The organism is Hypericibacter sp. (genome assembly GCF_050729195.1).
In the GTDB taxonomy this organism is placed as follows: Bacteria; Pseudomonadota; Alphaproteobacteria; order Dongiales; family Dongiaceae; genus Hypericibacter.
The window spans coordinates 19,502-42,623 of record NZ_JBOHKS010000115.1 but is presented as its reverse complement, the minus strand read 5'-3'; the positions used below and the strand labels follow the sequence as shown (position 1 = coordinate 42,623).

General features: G+C 66.2%; 20 protein-coding genes. 8 read left to right on the top strand and 12 right to left on the bottom strand.

All coding sequences use genetic code 11. The annotated features are described in order from the left end of the window. The first annotated feature begins 55 nt into the window (after window positions 1-55). From ACREE8_RS08875 to dmeF, 4 genes are all read left to right on the top strand, one after another. Window positions 56-961, top strand: a complete 906-nt coding sequence (locus ACREE8_RS08875; RefSeq protein WP_431572629.1) for a polysaccharide deacetylase family protein — start codon at window positions 56-58, stop codon at window positions 959-961. Continuing rightward, on the top strand, window positions 958-2,232 hold the full coding sequence (locus ACREE8_RS08870) for a M20/M25/M40 family metallo-hydrolase (RefSeq protein WP_431572628.1): 1,275 nt from the start codon (window positions 958-960) through the stop codon (window positions 2,230-2,232). The genes ACREE8_RS08875 and ACREE8_RS08870 overlap by 4 nt, the downstream gene beginning before the upstream one ends. Before the next feature lie 86 nt (window positions 2,233-2,318). Continuing rightward, window positions 2,319-2,621, top strand: a complete 303-nt coding sequence (locus tag ACREE8_RS08865) for a metal-sensing transcriptional repressor (RefSeq protein WP_431572627.1) — start codon at window positions 2,319-2,321, stop codon at window positions 2,619-2,621. A 41-nt stretch (window positions 2,622-2,662) separates the two neighbouring features. Continuing rightward, window positions 2,663-3,631 (top strand): CDF family Co(II)/Ni(II) efflux transporter DmeF, encoded by a 969-nt coding sequence (gene dmeF / locus ACREE8_RS08860; RefSeq protein ID WP_431572626.1) that lies wholly within the window; start codon window positions 2,663-2,665, stop codon window positions 3,629-3,631. Here dmeF and ACREE8_RS08855 read toward each other — a convergent pair. The 3 genes from ACREE8_RS08855 to ACREE8_RS08845 form a co-directional block, all read right to left on the bottom strand. Next, window positions 3,547-5,277 carry an ATP-binding protein gene (locus ACREE8_RS08855; RefSeq protein ID WP_431572625.1) on the bottom strand — a complete coding sequence of 577 codons (1,731 nt, stop codon included), beginning with the start codon at window positions 5,275-5,277 and terminating at the stop codon, window positions 3,547-3,549. The two genes, dmeF and ACREE8_RS08855, sit on opposite strands and share 85 nt — an antisense overlap. Before the next feature lie 289 nt (window positions 5,278-5,566). Further along, entirely contained in the window at window positions 5,567-6,973 is a 1,407-nt protein-coding gene (locus ACREE8_RS08850) for a sensor histidine kinase (RefSeq protein WP_431572624.1), read from the bottom strand. A gap of 37 nt (window positions 6,974-7,010) precedes the next feature. Then, window positions 7,011-7,505, bottom strand: coding sequence for a molybdopterin-dependent oxidoreductase (locus ACREE8_RS08845; RefSeq protein ID WP_431572623.1), 495 nt, complete (start codon window positions 7,503-7,505; stop codon window positions 7,011-7,013). 525 nt (window positions 7,506-8,030) lie between these two features. Between ACREE8_RS08845 and ACREE8_RS08840 the strand changes: the two genes are divergently transcribed. Genes ACREE8_RS08840 through ACREE8_RS08825 form a run of 4 tightly spaced genes read left to right on the top strand, consistent with a single transcriptional unit; the run spans window position 8,031 to window position 12,947 of the window. Beyond that, window positions 8,031-9,305, top strand: a complete 1,275-nt coding sequence (locus ACREE8_RS08840) for an NAD(P)/FAD-dependent oxidoreductase (protein WP_431572622.1) — start codon at window positions 8,031-8,033, stop codon at window positions 9,303-9,305. Window positions 9,306-9,319: 14 nt separating this feature from the next. Continuing rightward, window positions 9,320-11,188 carry a tetratricopeptide repeat-containing sulfotransferase family protein gene (locus tag ACREE8_RS08835; RefSeq protein ID WP_431572621.1) on the top strand — a complete coding sequence of 623 codons (1,869 nt, stop codon included), beginning with the start codon at window positions 9,320-9,322 and terminating at the stop codon, window positions 11,186-11,188. An 8-nt stretch (window positions 11,189-11,196) separates the two neighbouring features. Then, a complete protein-coding gene (locus ACREE8_RS08830; RefSeq protein WP_431572620.1) occupies window positions 11,197-12,000 on the top strand; it encodes an HAD-IIB family hydrolase in 804 nt (267 codons plus the stop codon). Continuing rightward, complete coding sequence (locus ACREE8_RS08825; protein ID WP_431572619.1) at window positions 11,997-12,947, top strand: SAM-dependent methyltransferase; 951 nt, start codon at window positions 11,997-11,999, stop codon at window positions 12,945-12,947. The genes ACREE8_RS08830 and ACREE8_RS08825 overlap by 4 nt, the downstream gene beginning before the upstream one ends. Before the next feature lie 69 nt (window positions 12,948-13,016). On the opposite strand, the gene ACREE8_RS08820 is transcribed toward ACREE8_RS08825, so the two are convergent. The 9 genes from ACREE8_RS08820 to ACREE8_RS08780 form a co-directional block, all read right to left on the bottom strand. Then, complete coding sequence (locus tag ACREE8_RS08820) at window positions 13,017-14,582, bottom strand: APC family permease (protein ID WP_431572618.1); 1,566 nt, start codon at window positions 14,580-14,582, stop codon at window positions 13,017-13,019. Window positions 14,583-14,888: 306 nt separating this feature from the next. Then, on the bottom strand, window positions 14,889-15,713 hold the full coding sequence (locus ACREE8_RS08815) for an ABC transporter permease (protein WP_431572617.1): 825 nt from the start codon (window positions 15,711-15,713) through the stop codon (window positions 14,889-14,891). After that, a complete protein-coding gene (locus tag ACREE8_RS08810) occupies window positions 15,713-16,627 on the bottom strand; it encodes an ABC transporter permease (RefSeq protein WP_431572616.1) in 915 nt (304 codons plus the stop codon). The genes ACREE8_RS08815 and ACREE8_RS08810 overlap by 1 nt, the downstream gene beginning before the upstream one ends. Then, window positions 16,627-17,691, bottom strand: coding sequence for an ABC transporter ATP-binding protein (locus tag ACREE8_RS08805; RefSeq protein ID WP_431572615.1), 1,065 nt, complete (start codon window positions 17,689-17,691; stop codon window positions 16,627-16,629). The genes ACREE8_RS08810 and ACREE8_RS08805 overlap by 1 nt, the downstream gene beginning before the upstream one ends. A gap of 117 nt (window positions 17,692-17,808) precedes the next feature. Beyond that, entirely contained in the window at window positions 17,809-18,966 is a 1,158-nt protein-coding gene (locus ACREE8_RS08800) for an ABC transporter substrate-binding protein (protein ID WP_431572614.1), read from the bottom strand. A 387-nt stretch (window positions 18,967-19,353) separates the two neighbouring features. Beyond that, entirely contained in the window at window positions 19,354-20,109 is a 756-nt protein-coding gene (locus ACREE8_RS08795; protein WP_431572613.1) for a DUF1194 domain-containing protein, read from the bottom strand. Continuing rightward, window positions 20,093-21,097, bottom strand: a complete 1,005-nt coding sequence (locus ACREE8_RS08790) for an ABC transporter ATP-binding protein (RefSeq protein WP_431572612.1) — start codon at window positions 21,095-21,097, stop codon at window positions 20,093-20,095. The genes ACREE8_RS08795 and ACREE8_RS08790 overlap by 17 nt, the downstream gene beginning before the upstream one ends. Continuing rightward, on the bottom strand, window positions 21,094-22,074 hold the full coding sequence (locus ACREE8_RS08785; protein WP_431572611.1) for an ABC transporter ATP-binding protein: 981 nt from the start codon (window positions 22,072-22,074) through the stop codon (window positions 21,094-21,096). The genes ACREE8_RS08790 and ACREE8_RS08785 overlap by 4 nt, the downstream gene beginning before the upstream one ends. Beyond that, window positions 22,071-23,015 carry an acetamidase/formamidase family protein gene (locus ACREE8_RS08780; protein WP_431572610.1) on the bottom strand — a complete coding sequence of 315 codons (945 nt, stop codon included), beginning with the start codon at window positions 23,013-23,015 and terminating at the stop codon, window positions 22,071-22,073. Before ACREE8_RS08780 ends, ACREE8_RS08785 begins: the two co-directional genes overlap by 4 nt. Window positions 23,016-23,122: the final 107 nt, after the last annotated feature.

The following is a 23,122-nucleotide window of genomic DNA, read 5'->3' as shown; positions in this document are numbered from 1 at the left end:
TGTGATGTGCCCGATGTGATGTGCCCGATGTGATGTGACGGAGAAAGTGCGAGCTATGATCCGCAACCCGATTCCCTGGCCCGATGGCGCACGCTGCGCAGTCGCGATCACCTTCGACATGGATGCCGACAGCATCCTGCATCTGGCGCATCACGAGCAGGCCAACAACAAGGTCGCGACCATGTCGATGCTGCGCTACGACCCCGAGGTCGCGGTGCCGCGTCTGGTCGACATGTTCGCCGAGTTCGGCATCAAGCAGACCTTCTTCCTGCCGGCCTGGTGCATCGAGCGCTACCCGGCGACGGTCGAGCTCATCCTCGAGGGCGGCCATGAGATCGGCCATCACGGCTATCTCCATGAGCATCCCAACGAGCTGCCGCCCGAGGAGGAGCTCTATTGGTTCGATCGCAGCATCGACGCGATCATGAAGGCGACCGGCCAGGCGCCACGCGGCTTCCGCGCGCCCTCCTATCGTTTCTCGGCCAAGACGCTCGATTTCCTGGTGCAGCGCGGCTTGAGCTACGACGCCTCGCTGATGGGCGACGACATTCCCTATCTGCTCGACAATGGCCAGGGCCGCGTGGTCGAGCTGCCGTCGCATTACGCGATGGACGACTGGGCGCATTTCATGGTGGCGCGCGACCTCGGCTATATGATGCCGATCAAGGCGCCGTCCCATGGCATGGACGTCTTCCGCGAGGAGTTCGACGCGGCCTGGCGCTATGGCGGGCTCTGGATCTCGGTCTGGCATCCGATGCTGATGGGGCGCCTCGCCCGTGCCGCGGCGCTGGCCGACCTGATCGCCCATATGCAGGGCAAGGGCAGGGTCTGGTTCGCGAAGCTCGAGGAGATCGCGGCCCATGTGAAGAAGGTCGTGGCCGACGGAAGCTGGAACCCGCGCGTCGATCGCCTGCCCTATTACCCGGGGCCGATCCCGGAACTGCCGAGGAAACCGATATGAGCCCTGACAGCGCCGCCGCCGATCGCATCGCCGCCGACAAGGCGACATTGCTGGGCTGGATCGAGCGCGACCGCGATCGGCTGATCGGTTTTCTCAGCGGCTTCGTGCAGGCGGCGAGCCCCAACCCGCCGGGCGACACGCTGGCGCCGGCGGCTTTTGTCCGCAATTTCCTCGAGGCGGAGAAACTGCCCTATCGGGTGATCGCGCCGCACGAGCAGATGCCCAATCTGGTCGCGAGCTTCGAGGGCAAGGGCGCCGGGAAGCATCTGGTGTTGAACGGCCATATCGACGTGTTCCCCTCGGGCGATCCGGCGAATTGGACGCATGGGCCCTGGAGCGGCGACATCGCCGACGGCTATGTCTGGGGCCGCGGCGCCGCCGACATGAAATGCGGCACCACCGCCTCGATCTTCACCTATGCCTATCTCCATCGCCTGCGCGAGACGCTCAAGGGCAGGCTCACTCTGACCGTGGTCTCGGACGAAGAGACCTTCGGCCCCTGGGGTGCCCGCTATCTGATGGAGCATCATCCCGAAATCCATGGCGATTGCTGCCTCAATGGCGAGCCCAGCGACCCGCTCACGGTCAGGTTCGGCGAGAAGGGGCCGCTCTGGCTCGCCTTCACCATCCGCACCCAGGGCGCCCATGGCGGCTATCCTCATCTGACCGAGAGCGCCACCCAGATTGCCGCTTCGTTGATCGGCGATCTCTATCAGCTGGCGCGCCAGAACGTGCCGCCGCCCGGCAATGTGGGCGGCATCCTCGATCGTTCGGCCGAGGTCATCGAGCGCGCGCTGGGCACGGGCGCCACCGAGGTGATGCGCTCGGTCACGCTCAATATCGGCGTGATCCAGGGCGGGCTCAAAGTGAACATGATCCCGTCCGAATGCCGCTTCGAGGCCGATTTCCGCCTGCCGGTCGGCATCGGCAGGGAGGGGCTCATGGAGAAGATCCACACACTCCTCAGCCGCTACCCGCAGGCCTCGATGGCCGAGATCAATTACAGCCCCTCGAACTGGTGCGATCCCGAGCATGAGATGATCGGAATCATCCAGGGCAATGTGAAGGCGATGAAGGGCTTCGAGCCGGCGCCCATCGTCGGGCTCGGCGGCACCGACACGCGGCTCTGGCGCTATCGCGACATCCCCGCCTATGTCTATGGCCCCTCGCCCAAGACCATGGGCAAGACCGACGAGCGGGTCGCGATCGAGGAATTCCTCCATATCGTGCGCACCCACACCCTCTCGGCCTACGACTATCTGAGCCGCTGAAGCCCGCCTGGCGCGGGCTTTCCCGGTCCCGGCAGCCGCGTCCGCGCGACTTGACCTATCCTATGGGGGAGGATAGGATATCGACCATGCCCGACGATCATCGCGGGGAAGCCCACAAGGGCACGCCCCATGCCAGTCATCCCGAAGTTCTGAAGCGCCTCAAGCGCGCGCAAGGCCATCTCGCCACCGTCATGGCGATGATCGAGGCCGATCGCGGCTGTCTCGACATCGCGCAGCAGCTCCAGGCGGTCGAAAGCGCGATCGCCAATGCCAAGCGCCTGCTGGTCCATGACCATATCGACAATTGCATCGAGCGGGCGACGGGCCCGGTCTCGCGCGGAACCCGTGTCGCGCTGGACGAGTTCAAGGCGATCGCCCGCTATCTCTAGACGCGGCCGATCCACGCCCTCACGACCGGAGTTCTCCCCCCGTGAAGCCTCACGCCGCCCATTCCCTCGATCGCTGGCATCACGACCATTTCTATCTGGCCGACCGCCATGACCGGCGCGCGCGGCGCGTCTGGTTCGCCGTCTGGCTCACGGCCGCCATGATGGTGGCCGAGATTGTCGCCGGCTATGCCTTTGGCTCGATGGCGCTGTTGGCCGATGGCTGGCATATGGCGACTCATGCCGGTGCCTTGGGCCTGGCCGGTTTGGCTTACCGCTATGCCGCGCGCCATGCGCGCAACAGCCGCTTCAGCTTCGGCACCGGCAAGATCGGCGATCTCGCGGCTTTCACCAATGCGATCGTCCTGGCCTTGATCGCCGGCGTCATCGTCTGGGAATGCGTCCGCCGCCTGCTGGCGCCGGAGTCCATCGCCTATGGCGAAGCGCTCGGGGTCGCGGTCCTGGGCCTGCTGGTCAATCTCGTTTGCGCGGCGCTGCTGCATGAGCCCGCCGGGAACGCACATGGCCATCGCCATGATCACGACCACGCGCACGAAGCCGGACATGGTCACAGCCATCGCGATCATAATCTCCACGGCGCCTATCTGCATGTGATCGCGGACGCCGCAACCTCGGTCCTGGCGATCGTCGGACTTATGGCTGGGCTTTTCTGGGGCTGGGCTTGGATGGATGCGACAGTGGGCATGGTCGGTGCGGTTGTGATCGGGCGCTGGGCCTTGGGACTGCTGAAAACCAGCGGCGCCGTGCTGCTCGATGCGGTTCCGGATCGGGATCTCGAACAGCGCATCCGAGCGCGGCTCGAGAGCGAGGCCGATCGCGTGACCGATCTTCATTTGTGGCGGCTGGGGCCGGGTCATTATGCGGCCATGGCCTCGCTGGTCTCCACCGCGCCGCAGACGCCGGCTCACTACAAGGCCCGGCTCGAGGATTTGCCGGGTCTGTCGCATGTGACCGTCGAAGTGGAGCCTTGCGAGATCTGCGAGACGCATTGAAGCGGGACGCCGCCGCCCGGACGATTCTCGCCGTCTAGCTCACCATGCGGTCGGCTTCGCGCGCGCGCAGGTGGGAACCACAGCGTGACCCGGGTTCCGACATCCTTGCGGCTCTCCAGCGTCATGCGGCCGCCATGGAGCTCGATGAAGCGCTTGGTGATGGAGAGCCCGAGCCCGCTGCCTTCGACGCGGCGCGCCAGGCTCGATTCGATCTGCACGAAAGGCTCGAGCGCCATCTTCAATTCGGATTCGGTCATGCCGATTCCGGTATCCGTGACCCGGACCTCGATCCCGCCATCCGTCGCCCGCCCGCCTTCGACCGCGATGCGGCCCCGCTCGGGCGTGAACTTGATCGCGTTGGACAGCAGATTGAGCAGCATCTGGCGCACCAGCCGCTCGTCCGCCAGGACGCAGCCCAACCCTTCCAGATCGCCGAGCGTGGCCGTCAGCCGCTTCTGATCGAGCTGCGGGCGCAGGAGATTGACGCAAGCCTCGGCCATCTTGCTGAGATTGACGCGCTCCTCATGGAGCTGCAGCTTGCCGGCCTCGATGCGCGACAGGTCCAGGATGTCGCTGATCAGGCCCAGCAGCTGCTGGCCGGAATTGCGGATGTCGGCGGCATAGTCGCGATAGACCGGAACGATGGGCCCGCGCACCTCGCTGCGGATCAGGTCGGCGAAGCCGATGATGGCGTTGAGCGGCGTGCGCAGCTCATGGCTGATGATCGACAGGAAATCGGATTTGGCGCGGCTCAGCTGCTCGGCGCGCTCCTTCTGCTGCATCAGCGCCAGGTTCTGCTCCTCGATCAGCGCCCGATGGCGCAGCATCACGGCACGATTGCGTTCGAGGAAGAAGATGATCCCGCCCGAGAGGGCCAGCATCAGCAGGAAGGCGCCGATGATCGCCGGCAGCATCTGCCGGAGGAGCGCTTGGCCCGGCCGCTCCGGATCCCAGGCGATGGCGCCGATCGGACTGCCGTCGGGTGCGCTGAGGGCAATGGCCGTATCGGCCGGCTTGGCGCCGGTCGCCTGCCAGTGCAGATTCTTGAATCCGTAGCTGGTGCCGATCTCGTTCAGAAGACCGGGATCGATCGCGCGAATCAGCACCAGCAGGTGATCCCACTGCGGTCCCGGCTCGCCATCCTGCCGCGTGATCGCGCCGACGGCGGCGATGGCCGGCGCGCCCTGCCACATCACGAAGCCATCGGCAGGCTCCGGGCCCGTGTCCTGCGTCCAGTGGCCCTTGGCCGCCGCACGGGCGGCATTGAAGAGAGGCTGCAGCACCATCAGGACCGGCGCGATCGCGGCGGGCGGCTGCGCCTCGCCCTCGACGAAGACGATGGTGGGCTGGTCGGTGCCATCGATCACGACGGCGGTCGCGATATGGAACGAGGTGTTGAGATACTCGCCGATATTGGCATCGGCCCATTCCGCCGAGGGTTGATCCACCAGATTCTCGACCGCATCGGACCAGAAGCTGTAGTCGCGCGCGAGATTCGCGACCTCGTGCTGGCGCGCGACCAGGATGGCGGCCAGCGTCGTCTGCGACTGCGTCACCGCCAGGCGGTCCTGGCTGCGTGCCGCCATCTGCGTCACGGTCAGAATCGCCACCGCGCCCAGGAGCAGCAGGGCGATCACGGCGAGCATCGGCCAACGAGGAATCGAGTTGGACAACATGGAACGCGTCGGCACACTTTCGGTTCGAGCGGACCCCAGAAGTTCGAGGTCTCACAGCATTCTGATCGGCGGTCCGTCACACCTGTCCGATCGGACAGAGGGTCGCAGAAAAGGGTTAGAATGCCACTAAGGCGCTGAGGGCGATTCCCAAGGGGCCGGGCCGGCTTGGTCCCATCAGCAGCGGGAACGTCCGACAGCAATCGCGGTTCCTTCGTAGGCCCCTGTTAATCCGGCTTTTTCAGGTGCGGGATCCGCCGCTCTAGCCGGCCAGCCGCGACGCCTCCATCCGCCGTTCGGCCGGGAACCAGAGCGTCGCCGAGGTGCCTTCGCCCTTGCGGCTGTCGAGGGTCAGGCGGCCGCCATGGGCCTCGATAAATCTTTTGGTAATCGGCAGGCCGAGACCCGAGCCGCCGAAGCGGCGCGACAGGCTCGATTCCACCTGAACGAAGGGCTCGAGCGCCATCTCCATCTCCGCCGCGGTCATGCCGATGCCGGTGTCGGTGATGACGAGCTCGAGGCCGCCATCGGCCGCGATCCGGCCGGAGAAGCTGACCATGCCGCGCTCCGGCGTGAACTTGATGGCGTTGGACAGCAGATTGAGAATCATCTGATTGACCAGCCGCTCGTCGGCGCGGATTTCGCCCAGCCGCTTCACCTCGTCCAGGCTGAGCTTGAGCTTCTTGCGCTCGATCTGCGGCATCATCAGGCCCAGGCAGGTCTCGGCGGCGGTATCGATGGAGACGGTATCCTCATGCAGCTCGAAGCGATTGGCCTCGATCCGCGACAGATCGAGAATGTCGTTGATGAGGCTCAGCAGATGCTGGCCCGAATTGTGGATGTCGTTGGAGTATTCGCGGTAGCGCGGATGGCCGATCGGGCCCTTGATCTCGCTGCGCATCAGGTCGGCGAAGCCGATGATGGCGTTGAGCGGTGTGCGCAGCTCATGGCTCATGGTGGCGAGGAATTCGCTCTTGGCGCGGTTGGCGCTTTCGGCCTGGGTCTTGGCCTCCATCAGCCGTTCCGACAGATCGCCCAGCTCGAGGCGGGCCTGGTCGAGCTTGCGGAACTGCTGCACCAGCATGCCGACGAAGACCAGCGCGCTGGCGAAGAGGCCGGTCAGCATCGCCGCCAGGATGAGATAGAGCTGTCCCAGCCTTTCGCGCGACTCCTGGGCGCGATCGGCGACCAGCTGGACCACATGAGAGGCGAGCCGGCTCACCGACTGCTCGAGCGAGGGCATCTCGGCGCTCACGACCGCGAGCGATCCGCCGCCCTGGGGCAGATCGCTGACCTGGGAATCGAGCGCCATGGTTTCCGCGCGTGTCTGCTGCACCAGCTGGACCGCTTCGCTGTCGCCGCTCATGGCGCGCGCATTCTCGCCGCGCGCCAGCAGCTCCACCCGGCTGATCAGGATGTCATATTGCAGCGATACCTGGCGCAGATTGCCAGTGTTGGGATCGGCCTCGGCGGCCGCCAGCTTCTGCTGGAACCGCGCGAACTCCACCTGCAGCTCGGAAGCCGCGAGCGTCAGGTTCTCCGTCGGCCCCCGCGACACCGCGGCATGCTCGCCCAGGATCAGCGCCAGCGCCACGACCACGGTCAGGGAGAAGACGCCGACCAGCGTGCCGAGCAGCCAATGGATCGGGCGCGCCCGCAGACGCTTCACCGTCGCCTCTCCAGAAGCGCCTGCCCGATGAGACCGCTCATGGCGCGAGGCTCGCCCCGTCGTTGGACGTCGCCACGCTGCGCGCGACGACCGACTTGCCGTCCCAGGGTGCCGCACCGTCACGCACCACGATCTGCGACAACTGGCGGACCGAGCGCGCGGCGATGGCTTCGGTGTCGAGCCCGGGCTCCCGCTCGATCGGATAGAGGATCATGAGCGGTCCCATCTCGCGCACCGGGATGTCGTGACCCTGACGCGTCAGGGCGATGACCACATCATGATGCTCGGCTTCGGCGATCGGGATTTCCGCGACATAATCGTTGAGCGCGATCGCCTCGACCGCGGTGCCATGGGCGCCCACGACCGCCAGCAGGCGGCGCAGCAGCACGCCCTGAAACTGGACCGGCTCGTCATCGAGCGGCGAGATCGCCGCCATGGTGATGATGCCCATCGATTCCAGCATCTGCCGGTCGAACAGCGCGACCTTGCCGTCCGTGGTCCGGTCGATGTCGCCCGAGACGACGAGCAGCACGGGCCCCTGGGGCGCCGGCAGCAGGTCGCCGGCTTGGGCCGGGAGCGCTGTCAGGAGCAGCAGGAATGAAATCAGGGCGGGAAGGAGCCTTGCCGCCGGACCTATCGGGAGAAGAAGGCCCGTTGGAATGAGCCGATGGGGGTGGATTCCCCGACGGCCCAGCCGCCGGCGCCGCCATCCCCCCGAATGCGACACGCCCATCGAAATGATGTGCGGCCCCCCCCATCCAGTTCCTCGAAACCCCGTCTCTACGACCGGGTATCAATTCGTGCCTGCCTGATGGCCCCGAATCGAACGAATCGGGTGAAGTATAAACAAATTCATAAGATATTCACTCTTATTAACGCTTTGACTCAGGAGTGGGGTCCAACCCTCTCGAATCCTGTAATCCACTAAAATCTAGCTGGTTCAATTGGTTATATATCTTGCCTCGGAAACGGGGCGGCTGCTCTAATGCCGGCCCCCGGAGCCGGCCCGTGCTCCCTCCCTAGCCCGCCCGTCCATCTTCAGGCTGTCCGAGCCTTCATGACCCGTCCCGAACCGGCCTCCTATTACGCGGCCACCGCCTCGCCTCGACCCGCCCGCCCGCCCCTCGAGGGCCCGCTGTCGGTCGATGTCGCCATCGTCGGCGGCGGCTTTACCGGTCTCTCGGCGGCGCTGGAACTGGCGGAGCGCGGCTACAAGGTGGCGCTGCTCGAGGCGGAGAAAGTCGGCTGGGGCGCTTCGGGCCGCAATGGCGGGCAGGTCAATACCGGCTATCGCAAGGGTCCGGGCGAGCTGGTCGCGATGTTCGGCCGCGACCAGGCCCGCCGGCTTTGGGCGCTCTCCGAAGAAGCCAAGCAGATGATCCGCGACCGGGTCGCGCGCCACGCGATCGCCTGCGACCTGAAGCCGGGCTCGCTCTATGCGGTGCTGAAGGAGGAAGAGCTCGGCGAGATCGACGGCGATCTCGAGGTCCTGCAGAGCCAGCTCGGCTATGACCAGGCCACGCGCGTCGATCGGGCGGGCATGGCGGAGCGCCTGGGCACGACCCTCTATCGTGGCGGTCTCGCCGATGCCGGCGCGATGCATCTTCATCCGCTCAATTACGCGCTGGGTCTGGCCGCGGCGGCGGAGAAGGCCGGCGCCAGGATCTTCGAGGACACGCGCGCGACGAAGCTCGACCCGAAGGGTCACGGGATCGAGACCGGGCGCGGCCGCGTGACGGCGCGCTTCACGCTGGTCGCCTGCAATGCCTATCTCGAAGGCCTGCTGCCGGCGCTGGAGCTGCGCATCCTGCCGATCTCCAATTACATCATCGCGACCGAGCCCCTGGGGTTGATCCGCGCCCGTACGCTCATCCGCGACGATGTTGCGGTCTGCGACAGCAAGTTCGTGGTGAATTATTACCGTCTGTCGGCGGATCATCGGTTGCTGTTCGGCGGCGGCGAGGTCTATTCGCGCCGCGATCCGCGCGACATCAAGCGCTTCGTCCGGCCCCATATGCTGCGGGTCTATCCGCAACTGGCCGATGTCCGCATCGATTATGGCTGGGGCGGGCGCCTCGCGGTCACGATGTCCCGCCTGCCCAATATCGGCCGTCTCGAAGGCGACCTCTTCTATGCCCAGGGCTTCTCGGGCCAGGGCGTGGCCCTCACCGGCATCGCGGGGCGCGTCATCGCCGAGGCGATGGCAGGCCAGGCCGAGCGTTTCGACATCATGGCGCGGATCCCGTACCGCGCCTTTCCCGGCGGGCCGTTGTTGCGCCATCCGGCCCAGATTCTGGGTATGTTGTGGTACGCGATGCGCGACCGGCTTTGAGATCGCTCCCTGTCATGAACGACCGCATTCTCTCCGAAGCCTCACCGTCGACGGTCGCCCGGCCCGACCCGGCGCTGCTGCAGAAGGCGGCGGGATTCGTGCGGGCGGGAAATCTGCTCGAGGCCGCGCGGCTGTTCGACGGCGCGGCTCGCAAAGCGGCGCAGCCCGGGCCCTTGCTGCTCGAGGCCGGCCGGCTTTATTTGCGTGCCGGCGACAAGGCCGCCGCCCGGACAAGCCTGGAAGGGGCCGTGGCCGCGGATCCGACATTGGCCAGCGCCCAGGTCAATCTGGGGTTGCTGCAGGCGGAGCTCGGCAATCCGCGGGCCGGTCTCGCGGCGCTCGAGGCGGCGGCTGCGCTCAAGCCGGACGATCCTGATATCGCCGTCAATCTCGCCGTGGTCGAGGCCAGCTTCCATCCTGCCCGCTCCCTCGAACGCTTGCGCTCGGTGCTGGCGCGTCATCCCGATCACCGGCTGGCGCTGGTCAATCTGGCGAGCGCCGCCCACAAATCGGGTCTCCATGAGGAAGCGGTTGCAGGCTTCGAGCGCCTGATCGCGAAGGAGCCTGCCCATCTGTCCTGGCGGATCCAGCGGGCCGCGGCCCTCCTCGGTGACGGGCGCCTGGACGAGGCCCGGCTCGCCTATCAGGAAATCCTCGATCGCGATCCCGGCAACCGCTCGGCGCTGGCGGGGCTCGCGCGACGTCATCGCATCGCGGGCGCACCTGCCGCCGAAATCGAAATCCAACGCCGCATCCTGGCTCTCGATCCCGACCATGTCGGTGCGCTGGCGGGACTGGCGCGGCTGGGCGCGCTGACGGAAGACGCGCGCCTGCATATGAGCCGGCTCGCGGCGGCACCGATGCGCCGGCCGGTCGAGCGCTATCCGCTTCATTATGTGCTGTTCGATCTGGCCGATCGTGAGCCCGGCCTCGAACCGGCCGCGGCGTTCGCGCATCTGGCGGAGGCCAATCGCCTCAAGGCCGAGGCCGGCAAGGCAATGGCGCGCGTCTATGATGCGGCGGCCGAGGAAGCCGAGACGGAGCGGATCATCCGTGTCTTCGATGCCGAATGGTTCGCCCGCCTGGCCCGCGCAGCCGGAGGGGCCGGCCATCGGGACGAGCGGCCGGTCTTTGTCGTCGGCATGCCGCGCTCGGGCACGACGCTGTGCGAGCAGATTCTGGCGAGCCATTCGCAAATGAGCGGGCTCGGCGAGCGCATCGATATCGCACGTATCGCCGAAGAGCTGACGCTCGACAGCGGCGACGCCTGGCCCGAGGCCCTGGCGTCGCTCGATCCGGCGCGCCTCCGAACGAAAGCCTGGGACTATCTCCGCCTGCTCGACCGCGTGACCCCCGGCGCTTTGCGCGCGGTCGACAAGACGCCGACCAATTTCCGCTATCTGGGCCTGATCGCCGCCCTGTTCCCCCAGGCCCGGATGATCCATGCGCGCCGCGGTCCGATGGATGTGGGGTTCTCCTGCTTCGAGCAGAACTTCACCCAGAGCTATCCCTGGTCCACGAGCTTGCGCGATATCGGCCATTATTACGGGCTCTATTGCCGGCTGATGGCGCATTGGCAGAGGGTGCTGCCGCGGCCGATGCTCGACTGGCATTATGAAAACGTCGTCGCCGACCTCGAGCCGGCGGCGCGCCGCCTGATCGAGTTTTGCGGTCTCGATTTCGAACCCGCCTGCCTGGCCTTTCACGAGATGCAGCGGCCGATCCATACGGCGAGCCTCGAGCAGGTGCGCCGGCCGCTCTATCAAAGTTCGGTCGGGAAATGGCGGCGCCATGCGGCGATGCTGGAGCCCTTGGCCCAATCGCTGAAGGCCCATGGGGCGGCGATCGATGAGGGGGAAAGAATGCTCAGGGGGAATCATTGACCGAGAAGATGCAACCGCTATCGGTCTTCGGTCTGCCGGAACGCCGGCGCATCCGCGGCGTCCTGACCGATATCGACGACACGCTGACGAGCGAAGGCAAGCTGACGCCCGAAGCCTACGACGCCCTGGGCCGGCTGCATGAGGCGGGGTTTCTGGTGGTGCCGATCACGGGGCGTCCCGCCGGCTGGTGCGATCACATCGCGCGCATGTGGCCGGTCGATGCGGTGGTCGGCGAGAACGGCGCCTTCTATTTCCGCTATGACGCCAAGGCGCGGAAGCTGGAGAAGCGTTTTCTCGACGACGAGGCCACCCGCGCCGAGAAGCGCGCGCGGTTGAAGCGGTTGGGCGAGAAGATCCTCGCGGCGGTGCCGGGGGCGGCCCTCGCCTCGGACCAGCTCTATCGCGAGAGCGACCTCGCCATCGATTTCTGCGAGGACGTGCCGCCCTTGCCGCCCGCTTCCGTGGACCGGATCGTGGCGCTGTTCGAGGAAGCGGGCTGCACCGCCAAGATCAGCTCGATCCATGTCAATGGCTGGTTCGGCGATTACGACAAGCTCGGCATGTCGCGGCGGCTTTTGAAAGAGGTGTTCGCAGTCGATCTGGATGGGCATCGCGACGAGTTCGTCTATGTCGGCGATTCGCCCAATGACCAGCCGATGTTCGCCTATTTCCCGCATGCGGTCGGCGTCGCCAATGTGCGCGACTTCACCGACCGGTTGAAAGACAAGCCGCGCTATGTGACGCCGTCGCGCGGCGGGGCGGGCTTCGCCGAGCTGGCGGCCGATCTGCTCGCGGCCCGCGCGCGACCGTGAGCGAGACGGCGCCCGTCGCGGCCGGCATCGAGGCCAGCGGCCTCACCGGCTATCTGGCGCCGGAAGGCTTCGTCGAGGATCTGAAGGCGGAACTGGGCGCGGTCGCCGCGATCCATGACCGGCTGGTGCTGGTCGAAGGTCCCGCCCGACCCGCGGCCTGGGCCGCCAATATCTGGAATGAGCCGGTGCGCATCCCGATCGGCTCGATCGCCGAAGGTGCGAAGGTGCTGCGCGCGATCCAGCGCAACTGGGCGCTCTATGATTTCCAGCTCCATGGCCGCGCACGCCTCATTCAGGAACGCCTGCCGCATGTGAGCGCCAAGCCGCTGCAGTTTCCCCAGGCCGTGCCGGCAGCACCCCTGGGATCCTGGACGCTGCTCGACGCGACCACGATCCTCGCGGCCGCCCATTGCAGCAGTCCCTTCCCGAATGGCGAGATCCAGTTCATCGAGGACAAGCTGGCGCCGCCCAACCGCGCCTATCTCAAATTGTGGGAGGCCTTCACGCGGCTGGGCCGCATGCCGGGGCCGGGGCAGCGCTGCCTCGATCTGGGGGCGAGTCCCGGCGGCTGGAGCTGGGTGCTGCAAAGCCTGGGGGCGACGGTGCTGGCCGTCGACAAGGCGCCGCTGGCACCCGACATCGCGAAGCTGCCCCATATCGAGTTCCTCAAAACCAGCGCCTTCGCGCTGGACCCTGTCGAGGTCGGGCCGGTCGACTGGCTCTGCTCGGATGTGATCTGCTATCCGGAGCGGCTGCTGAAGCTGGTGGAGCGCTGGCTGGTCTCAGGCCTCGCACGCAATTTTCTCTGCACGCTCAAATTCCAGGGCGAGACCGATCACGAGACCGCGCGCCGCTTCGCCGCCATCCCCGGCTCGCAGCTGTTCCATCTCCACCACAACAAGCATGAGCTGACTTGGTGCCGGCTCGCAGGTTCGAGCGGCGGATAAGCCCTCCAACCGCTCCCTCCCCCAACCCCCTCCCGCAAGGGGAAGGGGCGAGGAAGAGTCACGGCCGCGTTACTTCGCCATGCCCTCATAGATGAGCCGGCCGATCTGGTCATAGACGGCGGGCTTGGCGGTTTTCAGGTAGAGCGCGAAGGCGACGCCGGCCGCGAGCACCGCGATCACGATCGGCAGGATCCAGTTGGCGAAGGCGAAGCCGCCGCCGAGGAAGTCGATATTCGCGAACAGCAGATAGACGATATAGACCTGGGCCAGGAAGGCGATGAGCGGCGCCACCAGCGTGCTGAACCAGTGGGCGTCCGCCGTGTGATTCTTGCGGAAATAGACGATCACCGCCACGCAGGCCAGGGCTTGCGCGATCATGACCAGGGCCGTGCCGAGCAGCGCCATCAGACCGTAGAGCATCAGATAGGCCTGCTGGGTCGCGTCGTTGGTGCCGGCGAAGATCGCGAACAGCAGCACGATCACCGCCGCGATCACGGACTGCGTGAAAGAGGCGACATAGGGGCTCTTGTAATGCGTATGGGTCTTGCCGAGCGCCACCGGCAAGGCCCGCTCGCGGCCGAGCGAGTAGAGATAGCGGGCCGCGGTGTTGTGGAAGGCCATGCCGCAGGCGAAGGAGCCGGTGAGGATCAGCCAGCTCATGATCTGCTCGGCCCAGCCGCCGATGAATTGCGCCGCCGGCTGCAGGTAGAACATGGCCGAGTTGGTCTGGGCCTGGGTGATGGCGTCGTCGAGCGTCGGATAGGCCGAGACCGCGGCCCAGCTGGTGATGGTGTAGAAGATGCCGAGCCCGACCACGGAGATATAGAGCGAGCGCGGCACGATGCGCTTGGGATCGCGCGATTCCTCGCCATAGTTGGGCGCCATCTCGAATCCGACCCAGGACCAGAAGGCGAAGAAGAGTCCAATCGCGGCGGCACCCGCCGCGAGATCGGCGCCGGCGGCATTCTTATGCGCCGCGAAGCCGATGAAGGCGTTGGCGGGATTGACGGCGGCACCCGACACCATCGCATTGGGGCTGGTGAAGATGCCGACATCGAAGACGATGAGGATCAGCACCTCGCCGATGAGGGCGGCGCCCAGGATGATGGTCGAGAGCTTCACGTCGAAGAAGGTCAGGACCGCGATCAGCGCGACCATGAAGAGTGCGAACCAGTGCCAGCCGATGTTGGCACCGGTCAGCTCCATGACCTTGGCGTTGGCGAAGAAGGCGAAGCCACCGCAGAGCGAAGCCTCGAACACCGAATAGGCGACGACCGAGCCGAAGCCCAAGGCCATGCCGAGCTCGCGGCCGAGGCCGTGGCTGATGAAGGAATAGAAGCCGCCGGTCGCGGTGACTTTCTTCGCCATGGCGGCGAAGCCGACCGAGAACAGCAGCAGGATGACCGTGGCGACGGCGAAGGAAGCCGGTGCACCGATGCCATTGCCATAGCCGACGCCGATCGGAACATTGAACAGCATGGCCGAGATCGGCGCCGCGCCGGTCACGGTGAGGAAGAGCACACCCGGCAACCCCACTGCCTTGTTGTGCAGCATGTGGAGATCCTGGCGTTGCGTAATCTCATAGGCCCCCGTGGCGCCGATGGCGCCGGTGGGCTTCGATCCTTGAGCCGTCATGGACTTCTCCCGCGATCGTTCTTCTGGTTGCAGCCCGCCTTGCGGACAGCCGCTCATACAGCCCCGAGAAGTTTCGATCGATCCGCGCTGGCTCTGATGGCCCCCTGAAGCGAAGCGACCGATCTCAATGCTGACAAGTGGCCCGCCTTGTTGCCGACGAGCTGGCGCCGGAGCCATGAGGCCGTGCCGGCGTTGTGCGATCCTACCAAGCCTCTGGCGCATCGCGGGCTTCGGCGATCATTACAGTTCGTTCATGGTGCCGGCAGAGTCGCGAATCCGCGCGTGAAGAAAGTCAGGAATTATGCCCTATGGCGCGCGGCTTTCGCTTTCGGCGCGGGTGCGGCGCACCAGCAGGATGAAGGCATAGCCGCCCAGCAGCAGGATCGCAGCACCCACCGTCGAGACGGTGCCCAGAACGGGCACGCCGGGCGTATAGCCCGCCACCATCTTCGCATACATGTATTCGGGCACGGTGGTGTCGGCGCCGTCGGTATAGAGCGAGAGCGGGAAGTTGCCCCAACTCAACAGGAAAGAGAACAGCGCGCCGGAGAAGAGGCCGGGCCAGAGCACCGGCAGCGTGACCTCTCTCAAGACTTGCCAGCGGCTGGCGCCGAGATCGAAGGCCGCCTCCTCGAGCGCGGGGTCGAAGCTGTAGACCTGGATCGAGATGACGAGGGTCGCGACCGGCACCACCCAGACCAGATGCGCGAAGACGGCGGTCTTCCAGGAGGTGTCGATGCCGAGCGCGCTGAACCAGAGCAGCAGCGCCAGCCCCAGCACCGATTGCGGGAAGAAGATCGGGAGCAGCACGATCTTCTGGTAGATCGAGCGACCGCGCCAGTCATAGCGGGCGAAGGCCAAGGCCGCGAAGAATCCCAGCACCACCGAGATCGCGGTGACGATGAGCGCGATGGTGATGGAGGTCGAAAGCAAGGCGCGGACCTCCAGCGAGGCGAAGGTCTTTCCCCACCAGGCGAGGCCCCATTTCGTGATCGGGAAATTGAAATAGCGGCTCGAAGTCAGCGAGGCCAGCACGCCGCAGACCGCCGGCATATAGAGGAAGGCCACGATCACCACCGTCCAGGCGGCGATGAGCGCGTGCGACCAGCGCTTGCCGCGTTCGATCGTCATCAGCGGCGCCCCAATATGCGGTCGAGATCGAAGCGCCGCAGCACCGCCAGGACCAGGGCGCCGACGATCAGGATCAGCATCACCGAGATGCCGGCCCCCAAGGGCCAGTTCTGCGCATAGGTGAAGGCGATTTCGATATCATGGGTCACGGGAATGACGGACTGGCCGCCCAGCACCTTGGCCTCGGCGATGGCGCCCACCGCCAGCACGAAGCTGAGCAGGCTGCCGATGACGATCCCGGGCATGGCGAGCGGCAGCTCGACCTCGCGGAAAATCTGCAGCCGCGAGGCCCCCAGATCGTTGGCGGCATCGACCAGATCGCGCGGCACCATCGAGACGCCCAGCGTCATCGGGAACAGCATGAAGGGCAGATAGACATAGACCATGCCGAAGATGATCGTACCCGGCTGGAACAGAACACTTTCGAGCTCGATCCCGAACAGCGACTTGATCGTGCCGAGCAGCACGCCGCCCTTGATGAAGAACAGCACCCAGCCATAGAGCCGCACATTCTCCGAGACGAAGAGCGGCAGCACCATGACCAGTGTCACCAGATTGGCCCAGCGGCCGAAGGTCTTGGCGAGGCCATAGGCCACCGGATAGCAGATCGCGATCAGGATCGTGACCGTCACCACCGCCATGCCCAGCGACCAGAGGAAGGAGGTGTAATAGGTCTCCTCGAAGATGACGCGGTAGTTCTCGAGCGTCGGCCATTGCCAGACCGAGAAGGTGCGCGGCGGCATGAAGCTGAAGGCGACGATCGTCAGCAAAGGCGCCACGAAGCCCAGCAGCAGCAGCAACAGGATCGGCAGCGAGTGCCGCCGGCCCGCGGCCGCGACCCACCGCCAGAGGCCGCTGCCGATACCGCCCCGCGGCGGCTCGATCCGGCTGGCGCTGTCCACGAGCTGGGCCATCAGTCCGCCACCAGGATGCTGTCCTTGGCGTTCCAGCCGACGACCACATCCTCGTCGAGCTTCGCGTGGAAGGGCCGCTGGCGCAGCCGCTCCAGCAGGAACACATGGCCGGCGACCCGGACCTGATACTGGATGCGCGAGCCCAGCTCATATTCGTTATAGAGCTTGCCGGTCAGCCGATTCTCGACGTCTTCGCCGTCGCCGGCGAAGCGCAGGAATTCGGGCCGGATCACCAGATAGCCCTGGCGGAACCCGGCCGGCATGGACCCGATGGTGAAGCTGGTCTTGAAGGTGTCGGAGACGAGCCTGCCGCCCTCGCCCAGGCGCACGTCGAACAGATTGACCTCGCCCATGAACTCCGAGACGAACTTGTCCTTGGGCGTCGTGTAGATCTCGTTGGGCGTGCCGACCTGGACCAGCTTGCCGGCGCGCATCACGCCGATCCGGTCGCTCATCACCATCGCCTCCTCGAGGCTGTGGGTGATGTAGATGAAGGTCTTGCCGGTCTCGCGATGGATGTCCTTCAGTTCCTTCTCGAGCGTCTTGCGCAGCTTGTAGTCGATCGCCGAGAGCGGCTCGTCGAAGAACAGGATCTGCGGGTCATAGGCGAGGGCGCGGGCCAAGGCCACGCGCTGGCGCTCGCCGCCCGAGCATTTGGTGACGTTCTTACCGTAGTAGTTTTCCGGCAGGCGAAGCTGGCGCATGAGCTGCAGGCAGCGCTCACGCCGAACGGCCGGCGCCTCGCCCCGGATCTTCAGCGGGAACTCGATGTTCTCTCCCACAGTGCGGTGCGGGAACAGCGCCAGCGACTGGAACACCATGCAGGTGGGGCGCTTGTTTGCCGGCACGTCGTTGATGCGCTCGCCCTTGAGCAGAATGTTGCCGCCGGTCGGCGACTCCATACCCGCCAGCATGCGCAGCAGGGTGGTCTTGCCGCTGCCCGACGGGCCGACGATGGTGAAGAACTCGCCTTCGCGGACATGGAGGTCGATGTGATCGACGGCCATCAGCCCGCCGAACTGCTTGGTCACCCCCTGAAGTTCGAGGATCGACGGCCGTGCCACGCCCTATACCTCTTCTGAAATTCGATGCGATGCCGATGGACGTCGGAAGCGAGCTTTCGCTCGGACAATGAGGGGCGCCGTCCCTTCGGTCGGCGCCCCCGATCTTGTCCAAGCCGATCAGCCGCCCGAGGCCTCGCGCTTGGCTGCCGTCATGATGTCGAGCAGCTTGTCGTAATCGGGAACGATATCGTACTCGATCGAGGCGTTCATTTCCTCTTCCAGCGAATCCCACTGGATCGCGTCGAGCTCTTCCTTGGTGAAGAGCTTGAAGCAATCCGGATTGGCCATCTGCGCCACTGGATTGAAGGTGCCTTCGGCGAAGGCGACGGTATGCGCGACCTCGGGATGCTGGACATATTCGAGGAACTGAGTTGCCAGCGGCGACAATGCCGGGTTGTTGACGGTCGAGGTCACCTCGATCCAGCTCACCCCGCCCTTGCCGCCGGGCATCGGACCCTTCTTGGGCGTGATGCCGCGGATATTGGCATTGCCATCCGCGCGCGCCGGCGAGGCCGAATAGGTGCCGCCGGTCATGTGGAAATTGATCTCGCCCGAGATCAGCGCCTGATTCATCGTGGCGATATCGCCCACGACCTTGGCGCCCTTGAAGACGCGCTTGGCCGTGTCGGTGAACTTCGCCACCTCGTCGGCGTTATGCTCGCGGAAGGGATCGAATCCCGCGATCAGGCAGATATTGAACACATTCCAGTCGTCGGATTCGAGCACGCCATATTTGCCGGCATTGGCGGCATCGTTCCACAGATCCCAGCCCTGATCCTCGGCCGTGGCGCGGCTCACCTTGTCGGTGTTGACGACGAAGCTGTAGGGGCCGAAGCGCTGGCACATGCCCAGAAGCTCCTTGCCGTCATCGCTCATCGCCCAGCGATAGGGCGGCTTGAAGGCCGGCATCATCTTGGAGAAGTAAGGCTCGAACTTGGCGCGGTCGAGCGGCCGGATCAGCTTCTCCGGATACATGACCTTGCGGGCCCAGGGATTGTTAACATTGATCAGGTCCCACACATTGGTCTCGCCCGCGCGCAGGCGGTTGATCATGGTGGGATCGTTGGTGAGGGATTCCGCCTTCACCGTGGCGCTCTTCGACTGGCGGAAGGGATCGAGCACCTGGGCCGAGTTGTAGCCCTCCCAGCACAGGATGTTCAGCTCGGTCTCCCGGGCGGCCCAGGCCTTGCGGCCGAGCGCCGATCCGGCTGCGAGAGCCACAGCACCGGCCCCCGCCGTTTTCAGTAACTCCCGGCGCGAAAATTGCTTCGTCATGCCTCTGTTCCTCCCTGAGGGCCGGCCCTTGAGCGGCCCGGCATCGTTACCTTGCGTATTGAAATGCCAGTCGAATCCCGGTTCGAACGGGCACACCCCGTCCCTTCCGGAACCGCCATGCCGGCGGCTCCAGGGGAGAAGCTAACCTCCGCCCGCCATTTTCACAATTGAAGATAAAACGACCCACCATTTGCGATATAGAAAATGGCGCCCAACCCGACCCACCCGTCCGGCCGGACTCCATCCGCTACCGACGATGCCCATGATTGACCCGTCCGGCAACCGGTGACTTGACCCGACGGGGTGCGAATTTGACAGGCGAGAACCCCGGCCTAGGAAGATGCTCCCGCAATTGCGCGCTTTGCGGGCAGGCTGCCGACGGCGTGATCAGCCCGGCGGCAGGGACGAGGCCCGGGGCCGGCTGGCGAGACGGGGACCTGGCGCGGGCAAGCCTGAGATCTCGCGCACCAGCTTGGCGAGCAGCGTTTCGCGAAAGCTGGCGAGCCCGTCGGCGACGGTGACGAAGGCGCCGGGCCCGCCGATCACATGGTCGGTGAAATGGGTCGCCAGCGGGATGCCGTTGGAGAAGGCGCTCTCGTCATGGGAATTGATGGCGACCGCATTGATGGTGATGCCGGCGGCCACGGCCGCGTCGCGCGCCACGTCGGCCTTGGGCGCGCCGACGTCGGGCCCGTCGCCCGAGACGTCGATCACGCGGCGCGTGCCGTCATAGTCGCTGGTCTGAATCAGCCGCGTCGCCAGCACCAGCCCCGCGCCGATCGAGTTGAAGCCCTGCGCGCGCCGCGGCGCATGCAGCAAGGCGTTGGCGAAGGCCTGCGCCGAGGGGGCGTCGCGGATCACGGCCCAGTCGACCACCAGGTCGGTCGAGAAACTGCCGGCCCATTCGATATAGGCGATGGCGATCGCGCCATTGGGCCCTTGGGCGATCACGTCGAGAACGCGCGGATCGGTGATCGCGTCGGCATAGCCCTGGCGCTGCAGCTGCAATTCGTCGGCATCGATCGAGCCCGACGCATCGCCCGCCAGCACCAGCTCGAGATCGACCGGCTCTCCCGCCTGCGCGACCGTGGTGACGGCCGCGCTCAGCAGCAGCCAGAGGAGGAGATCACGCGCGCGGCCCATGGAGATGGCAATCCACCAGATGCGGATCGCCCGGCGGGCCCACATCGGTCGTCACGGGACGCTCGGTGCGGCAGCGATCGAAGACCTTGGGGCAGCGCGGATGGAACGGGCAGCCGGGCGGCGGCGATTCCGGATTGGGCACGTCGCCGCTGAGGATGATGCGCTGGCGGCGGCGGTCGGCGTCCGGCTCCGGGATGGCCGAGATCAGCGCCTCGGTATAGGGATGGGCCGGCTCGCGATAGAGGCGGCGGCGCTCCGCCAGCTCGACCAGCCGGCCCAGATACATGACCGCGACCCGGTCGGAGATATGCTCGACCACCGCCAGATCATGCGAGATGAAGACATAGGCGAGATTGAGCCGGGATTTGAGCTCGGCCAGCAGATTGAGCACCTGCGACTGGATCGAGACGTCGAGCGCCGAGACGGGTTCGACGGCGACGATGAGCTTGGGCTCGAGCGCGATCGCGCGCGCGATGCCGATGCGCTGGCGCTGGCCGCCTGAGAATTCATGCGGATAGCGGCGCGCCGCATCGGGCTCGAGCCCGACCAGCGTCAGCAGCGCCTCGACCTTGCGCCGCCGCGAGGCGCGGTCGCCGATGCGATGGATGACGAGCGGCTCGGCGATGCTCGCCCCCACCGAGAAGCGGGGATCGAGCGAGGCGTAGGGATCCTGGAAGATGAGCTGCATCTGGCGCCGGCGCAGCCGCAAGGCGCCCGGCCGCAGGCTCAACAGATCTTCGCCTTCGAAGCGGATGCTGCCTTCGTCGGGCTCATGCAGCCGCAGCATCAGCCGGCCCAGGGTCGATTTGCCGGAGCCGGATTCGCCGACGATGCCCAGGGTCTCGCCGGGCTGGAGGGCGAGGGTGACGCCGTCGACCGCGCGCACCGAGCCCTTGCCGTCGCGCGATTTGAAATGCTTGACCACGCCTTCGAGCTCGAGCAGGGGTGTCTTCGCCTGCGGCGCGGGCCGGGCGGCGGTCGCGGTCATGGCACCGGGTTGAAGCAGGCGGCGCGGTGGCCGGCCGCCATCGCCGCCAGCACCGGCGTTTCCGAACGGCAGCGGCTTTGCACCCGGGAGCAGCGATCGGCGAAATTGCAGCCGACGCCGCGTTTGCTGGGCGGCGGCACGCTGCCGGGAATGGTCGGCAGCCGCGCGGCGGTCTCGCCCAGCTTCGGGCGCGAGGCCAGCAAGCCGGCGGTATAAGGATGACGGGCGTGGGAGAAGAGCGCGCGCGCCGGCGCCTCCTCGACGATCCGGCCGGCATACATGACGATGACGCGGTCGCAGAGCTCCGACACCACGCCCAGATCATGCGTGATCAGCAGCAGCGCCATGCCGGACTCGGCGCGCAGCCGGCGCAGCAGATCGAGGATCTGCGCCTGGATGGTGACGTCCAGCGCGGTGCTGGGCTCGTCGGCGATCAGGAGCTTGGGTCCGCAGGCGATCGCCATCGCGATCATGACGCGCTGTCGCAGGCCGCCGGAAAGCTGGTGCGGATACTGTTCCAGCCGGCGCTCGGGCGCGCCGACGCCGACCTGGGCCAGGAGCCGCGCGGCCTCGGCCCAGGCCTGCCCGCGACCCAGTCCGCGATGGAGCGTCAGCACCTCGGCGATCTGGTAGCCGACCGTGAAAGTCGGGTTGAGGCTCGTCATCGGCTCCTGGAAGACCATGCCGATGCGATCGCCGCGCAGGGCGCGCATCTTCGATTCCGGAAGCGCCAGCAGGTCCTGGCCTTCGAAACGGATCGTGCCGGCCTCGATCACCGCCGGGGGCGTGGGCAGCAGGCGCATCACCGACATGGCGGTGACGCTCTTGCCGCAACCGGATTCGCCGACGAGACCGACCGCCTCGCCGGCACCCATGGCGAGCGAGATGCCATCGACGACGCGGGCCTGGCCGGCTTCGCCGCGAAAGGCGATGGTGAGGCCCTCGACCGACAGCAGCGGCGACGCCGCCTGGTTCATTCGAAGACGGCGCGCGGGAAGTAGAAGGACACTACCCAGTTCGGCTGATCCACGATCTCGCTGATCTTGAGATCACCGGCGACGCTGCAGAGCATGTAGGCGTCGACCGCCGAGAGATTGTGGCGGCGGCAGAGCAGATCGACCATGCCCTTGACCGCGTCGCGCGCGCCGGTGAAGAGATCGGTACCGATACCGGTGGTGGCGTCCCAGCCCTTCTTCCCGCGCGGATCCTCGCCGCGATGCGGAATGAAGTAACGCGGATAGGCGAGCTTGGCGTCCTTCACCAGATCGAACTTCAGCCCGATATCCATCTGGCTCTCGATCGCGGTGCCGCAGACCTCGCCGTCGCCCTGCGCGGCATGGGTGTCGCCGACCGAGAACAGCCCGCCCGCCACCTCGACCGGCAGCCAGAGCTCGGTGCCTTCCGCCATGTCGCGGATATCCATGTTGCCGCCGACGCGCCGGGGCGGCACCACGCTATGATGGCCGGCTTCGCCCGGCGCCAATCCGATGGTGCCGCAGAAGGGACGCAACGGGATGCGGGCGCCGGCATTGAAGCTGGCCGGGCTGCCGAGGCCCTTCTCATATTTCCAGATATGCAGCGCCGGGTCCTTGAACTGGTCGGCGAGCAAACCGAAGCCCGGGATGTTGGCGGTCCAGCCCCAGCCGGACGCACTGTAGCCCAGGATCGTCACCTTCACCGCATCGCCGGGCTCGGCCTCGGCGATGTAGATCGGGCCCGAGACCGGATTGATCTTGCCGAAATCGAGCTTGGCAATGTCGGCGACGGTGGCGCTGGGCGAGAGCTGCCCGCCCGAGGAATCGGTGGTCTTGAACTCGACCGTATCGCCCGAGGCGATCATGAGGCGCGGGTTGAAGCTGTTGTCCCAGCCGAAATGGTGGTGGGACTTGTGGATGGTGTGATTGCAGCCGAGCGTCATGACGATGCCTCCCTCTCGTGATCCGTCGTTCGGAGATGGCGACGGTTGTGATGGGCTCTGTTGAGAAGTAAAGGCGGGCGGCGGCCCATCGGCGCGTCGCCCGCCAT

What these genes read in the sequence shown, in the direction of transcription:
- ACREE8_RS08875 (WP_431572629.1), top strand. Translation starts at nt 56, where the DNA reads ATGATCCGCAACCCGATTCCCTGGCCCGATGGCGCACGCTGCGCAGTC.
- ACREE8_RS08870 (WP_431572628.1), top strand. Translation starts at nt 958, where the DNA reads ATGAGCCCTGACAGCGCCGCCGCCGATCGCATCGCCGCCGACAAGGCG.
- ACREE8_RS08865 (WP_431572627.1), top strand. Translation starts at nt 2,319, where the DNA reads ATGCCCGACGATCATCGCGGGGAAGCCCACAAGGGCACGCCCCATGCC.
- ACREE8_RS08855 (WP_431572625.1), bottom strand. Translation starts at nt 5,277, where the DNA reads ATGCTCGCCGTGATCGCCCTGCTGCTCCTGGGCGCGGTGGCGATTCTG.
- ACREE8_RS08840 (WP_431572622.1), top strand. Translation starts at nt 8,031, where the DNA reads ATGACCCGTCCCGAACCGGCCTCCTATTACGCGGCCACCGCCTCGCCT.
- ACREE8_RS08835 (WP_431572621.1), top strand. Translation starts at nt 9,320, where the DNA reads ATGAACGACCGCATTCTCTCCGAAGCCTCACCGTCGACGGTCGCCCGG.
- ACREE8_RS08830 (WP_431572620.1), top strand. Translation starts at nt 11,197, where the DNA reads ATGCAACCGCTATCGGTCTTCGGTCTGCCGGAACGCCGGCGCATCCGC.
- ACREE8_RS08820 (WP_431572618.1), bottom strand. Translation starts at nt 14,582, where the DNA reads ATGACGGCTCAAGGATCGAAGCCCACCGGCGCCATCGGCGCCACGGGG.
- ACREE8_RS08815 (WP_431572617.1), bottom strand. Translation starts at nt 15,713, where the DNA reads ATGACGATCGAACGCGGCAAGCGCTGGTCGCACGCGCTCATCGCCGCC.
- ACREE8_RS08810 (WP_431572616.1), bottom strand. Translation starts at nt 16,627, where the DNA reads ATGGCCCAGCTCGTGGACAGCGCCAGCCGGATCGAGCCGCCGCGGGGC.
- ACREE8_RS08800 (WP_431572614.1), bottom strand. Translation starts at nt 18,966, where the DNA reads ATGACGAAGCAATTTTCGCGCCGGGAGTTACTGAAAACGGCGGGGGCC.
- ACREE8_RS08795 (WP_431572613.1), bottom strand. Translation starts at nt 20,109, where the DNA reads ATGGGCCGCGCGCGTGATCTCCTCCTCTGGCTGCTGCTGAGCGCGGCC.
- ACREE8_RS08790 (WP_431572612.1), bottom strand. Translation starts at nt 21,097, where the DNA reads ATGACCGCGACCGCCGCCCGGCCCGCGCCGCAGGCGAAGACACCCCTG.
- ACREE8_RS08785 (WP_431572611.1), bottom strand. Translation starts at nt 22,074, where the DNA reads ATGAACCAGGCGGCGTCGCCGCTGCTGTCGGTCGAGGGCCTCACCATC.
- ACREE8_RS08780 (WP_431572610.1), bottom strand. Translation starts at nt 23,015, where the DNA reads ATGACGCTCGGCTGCAATCACACCATCCACAAGTCCCACCACCATTTC.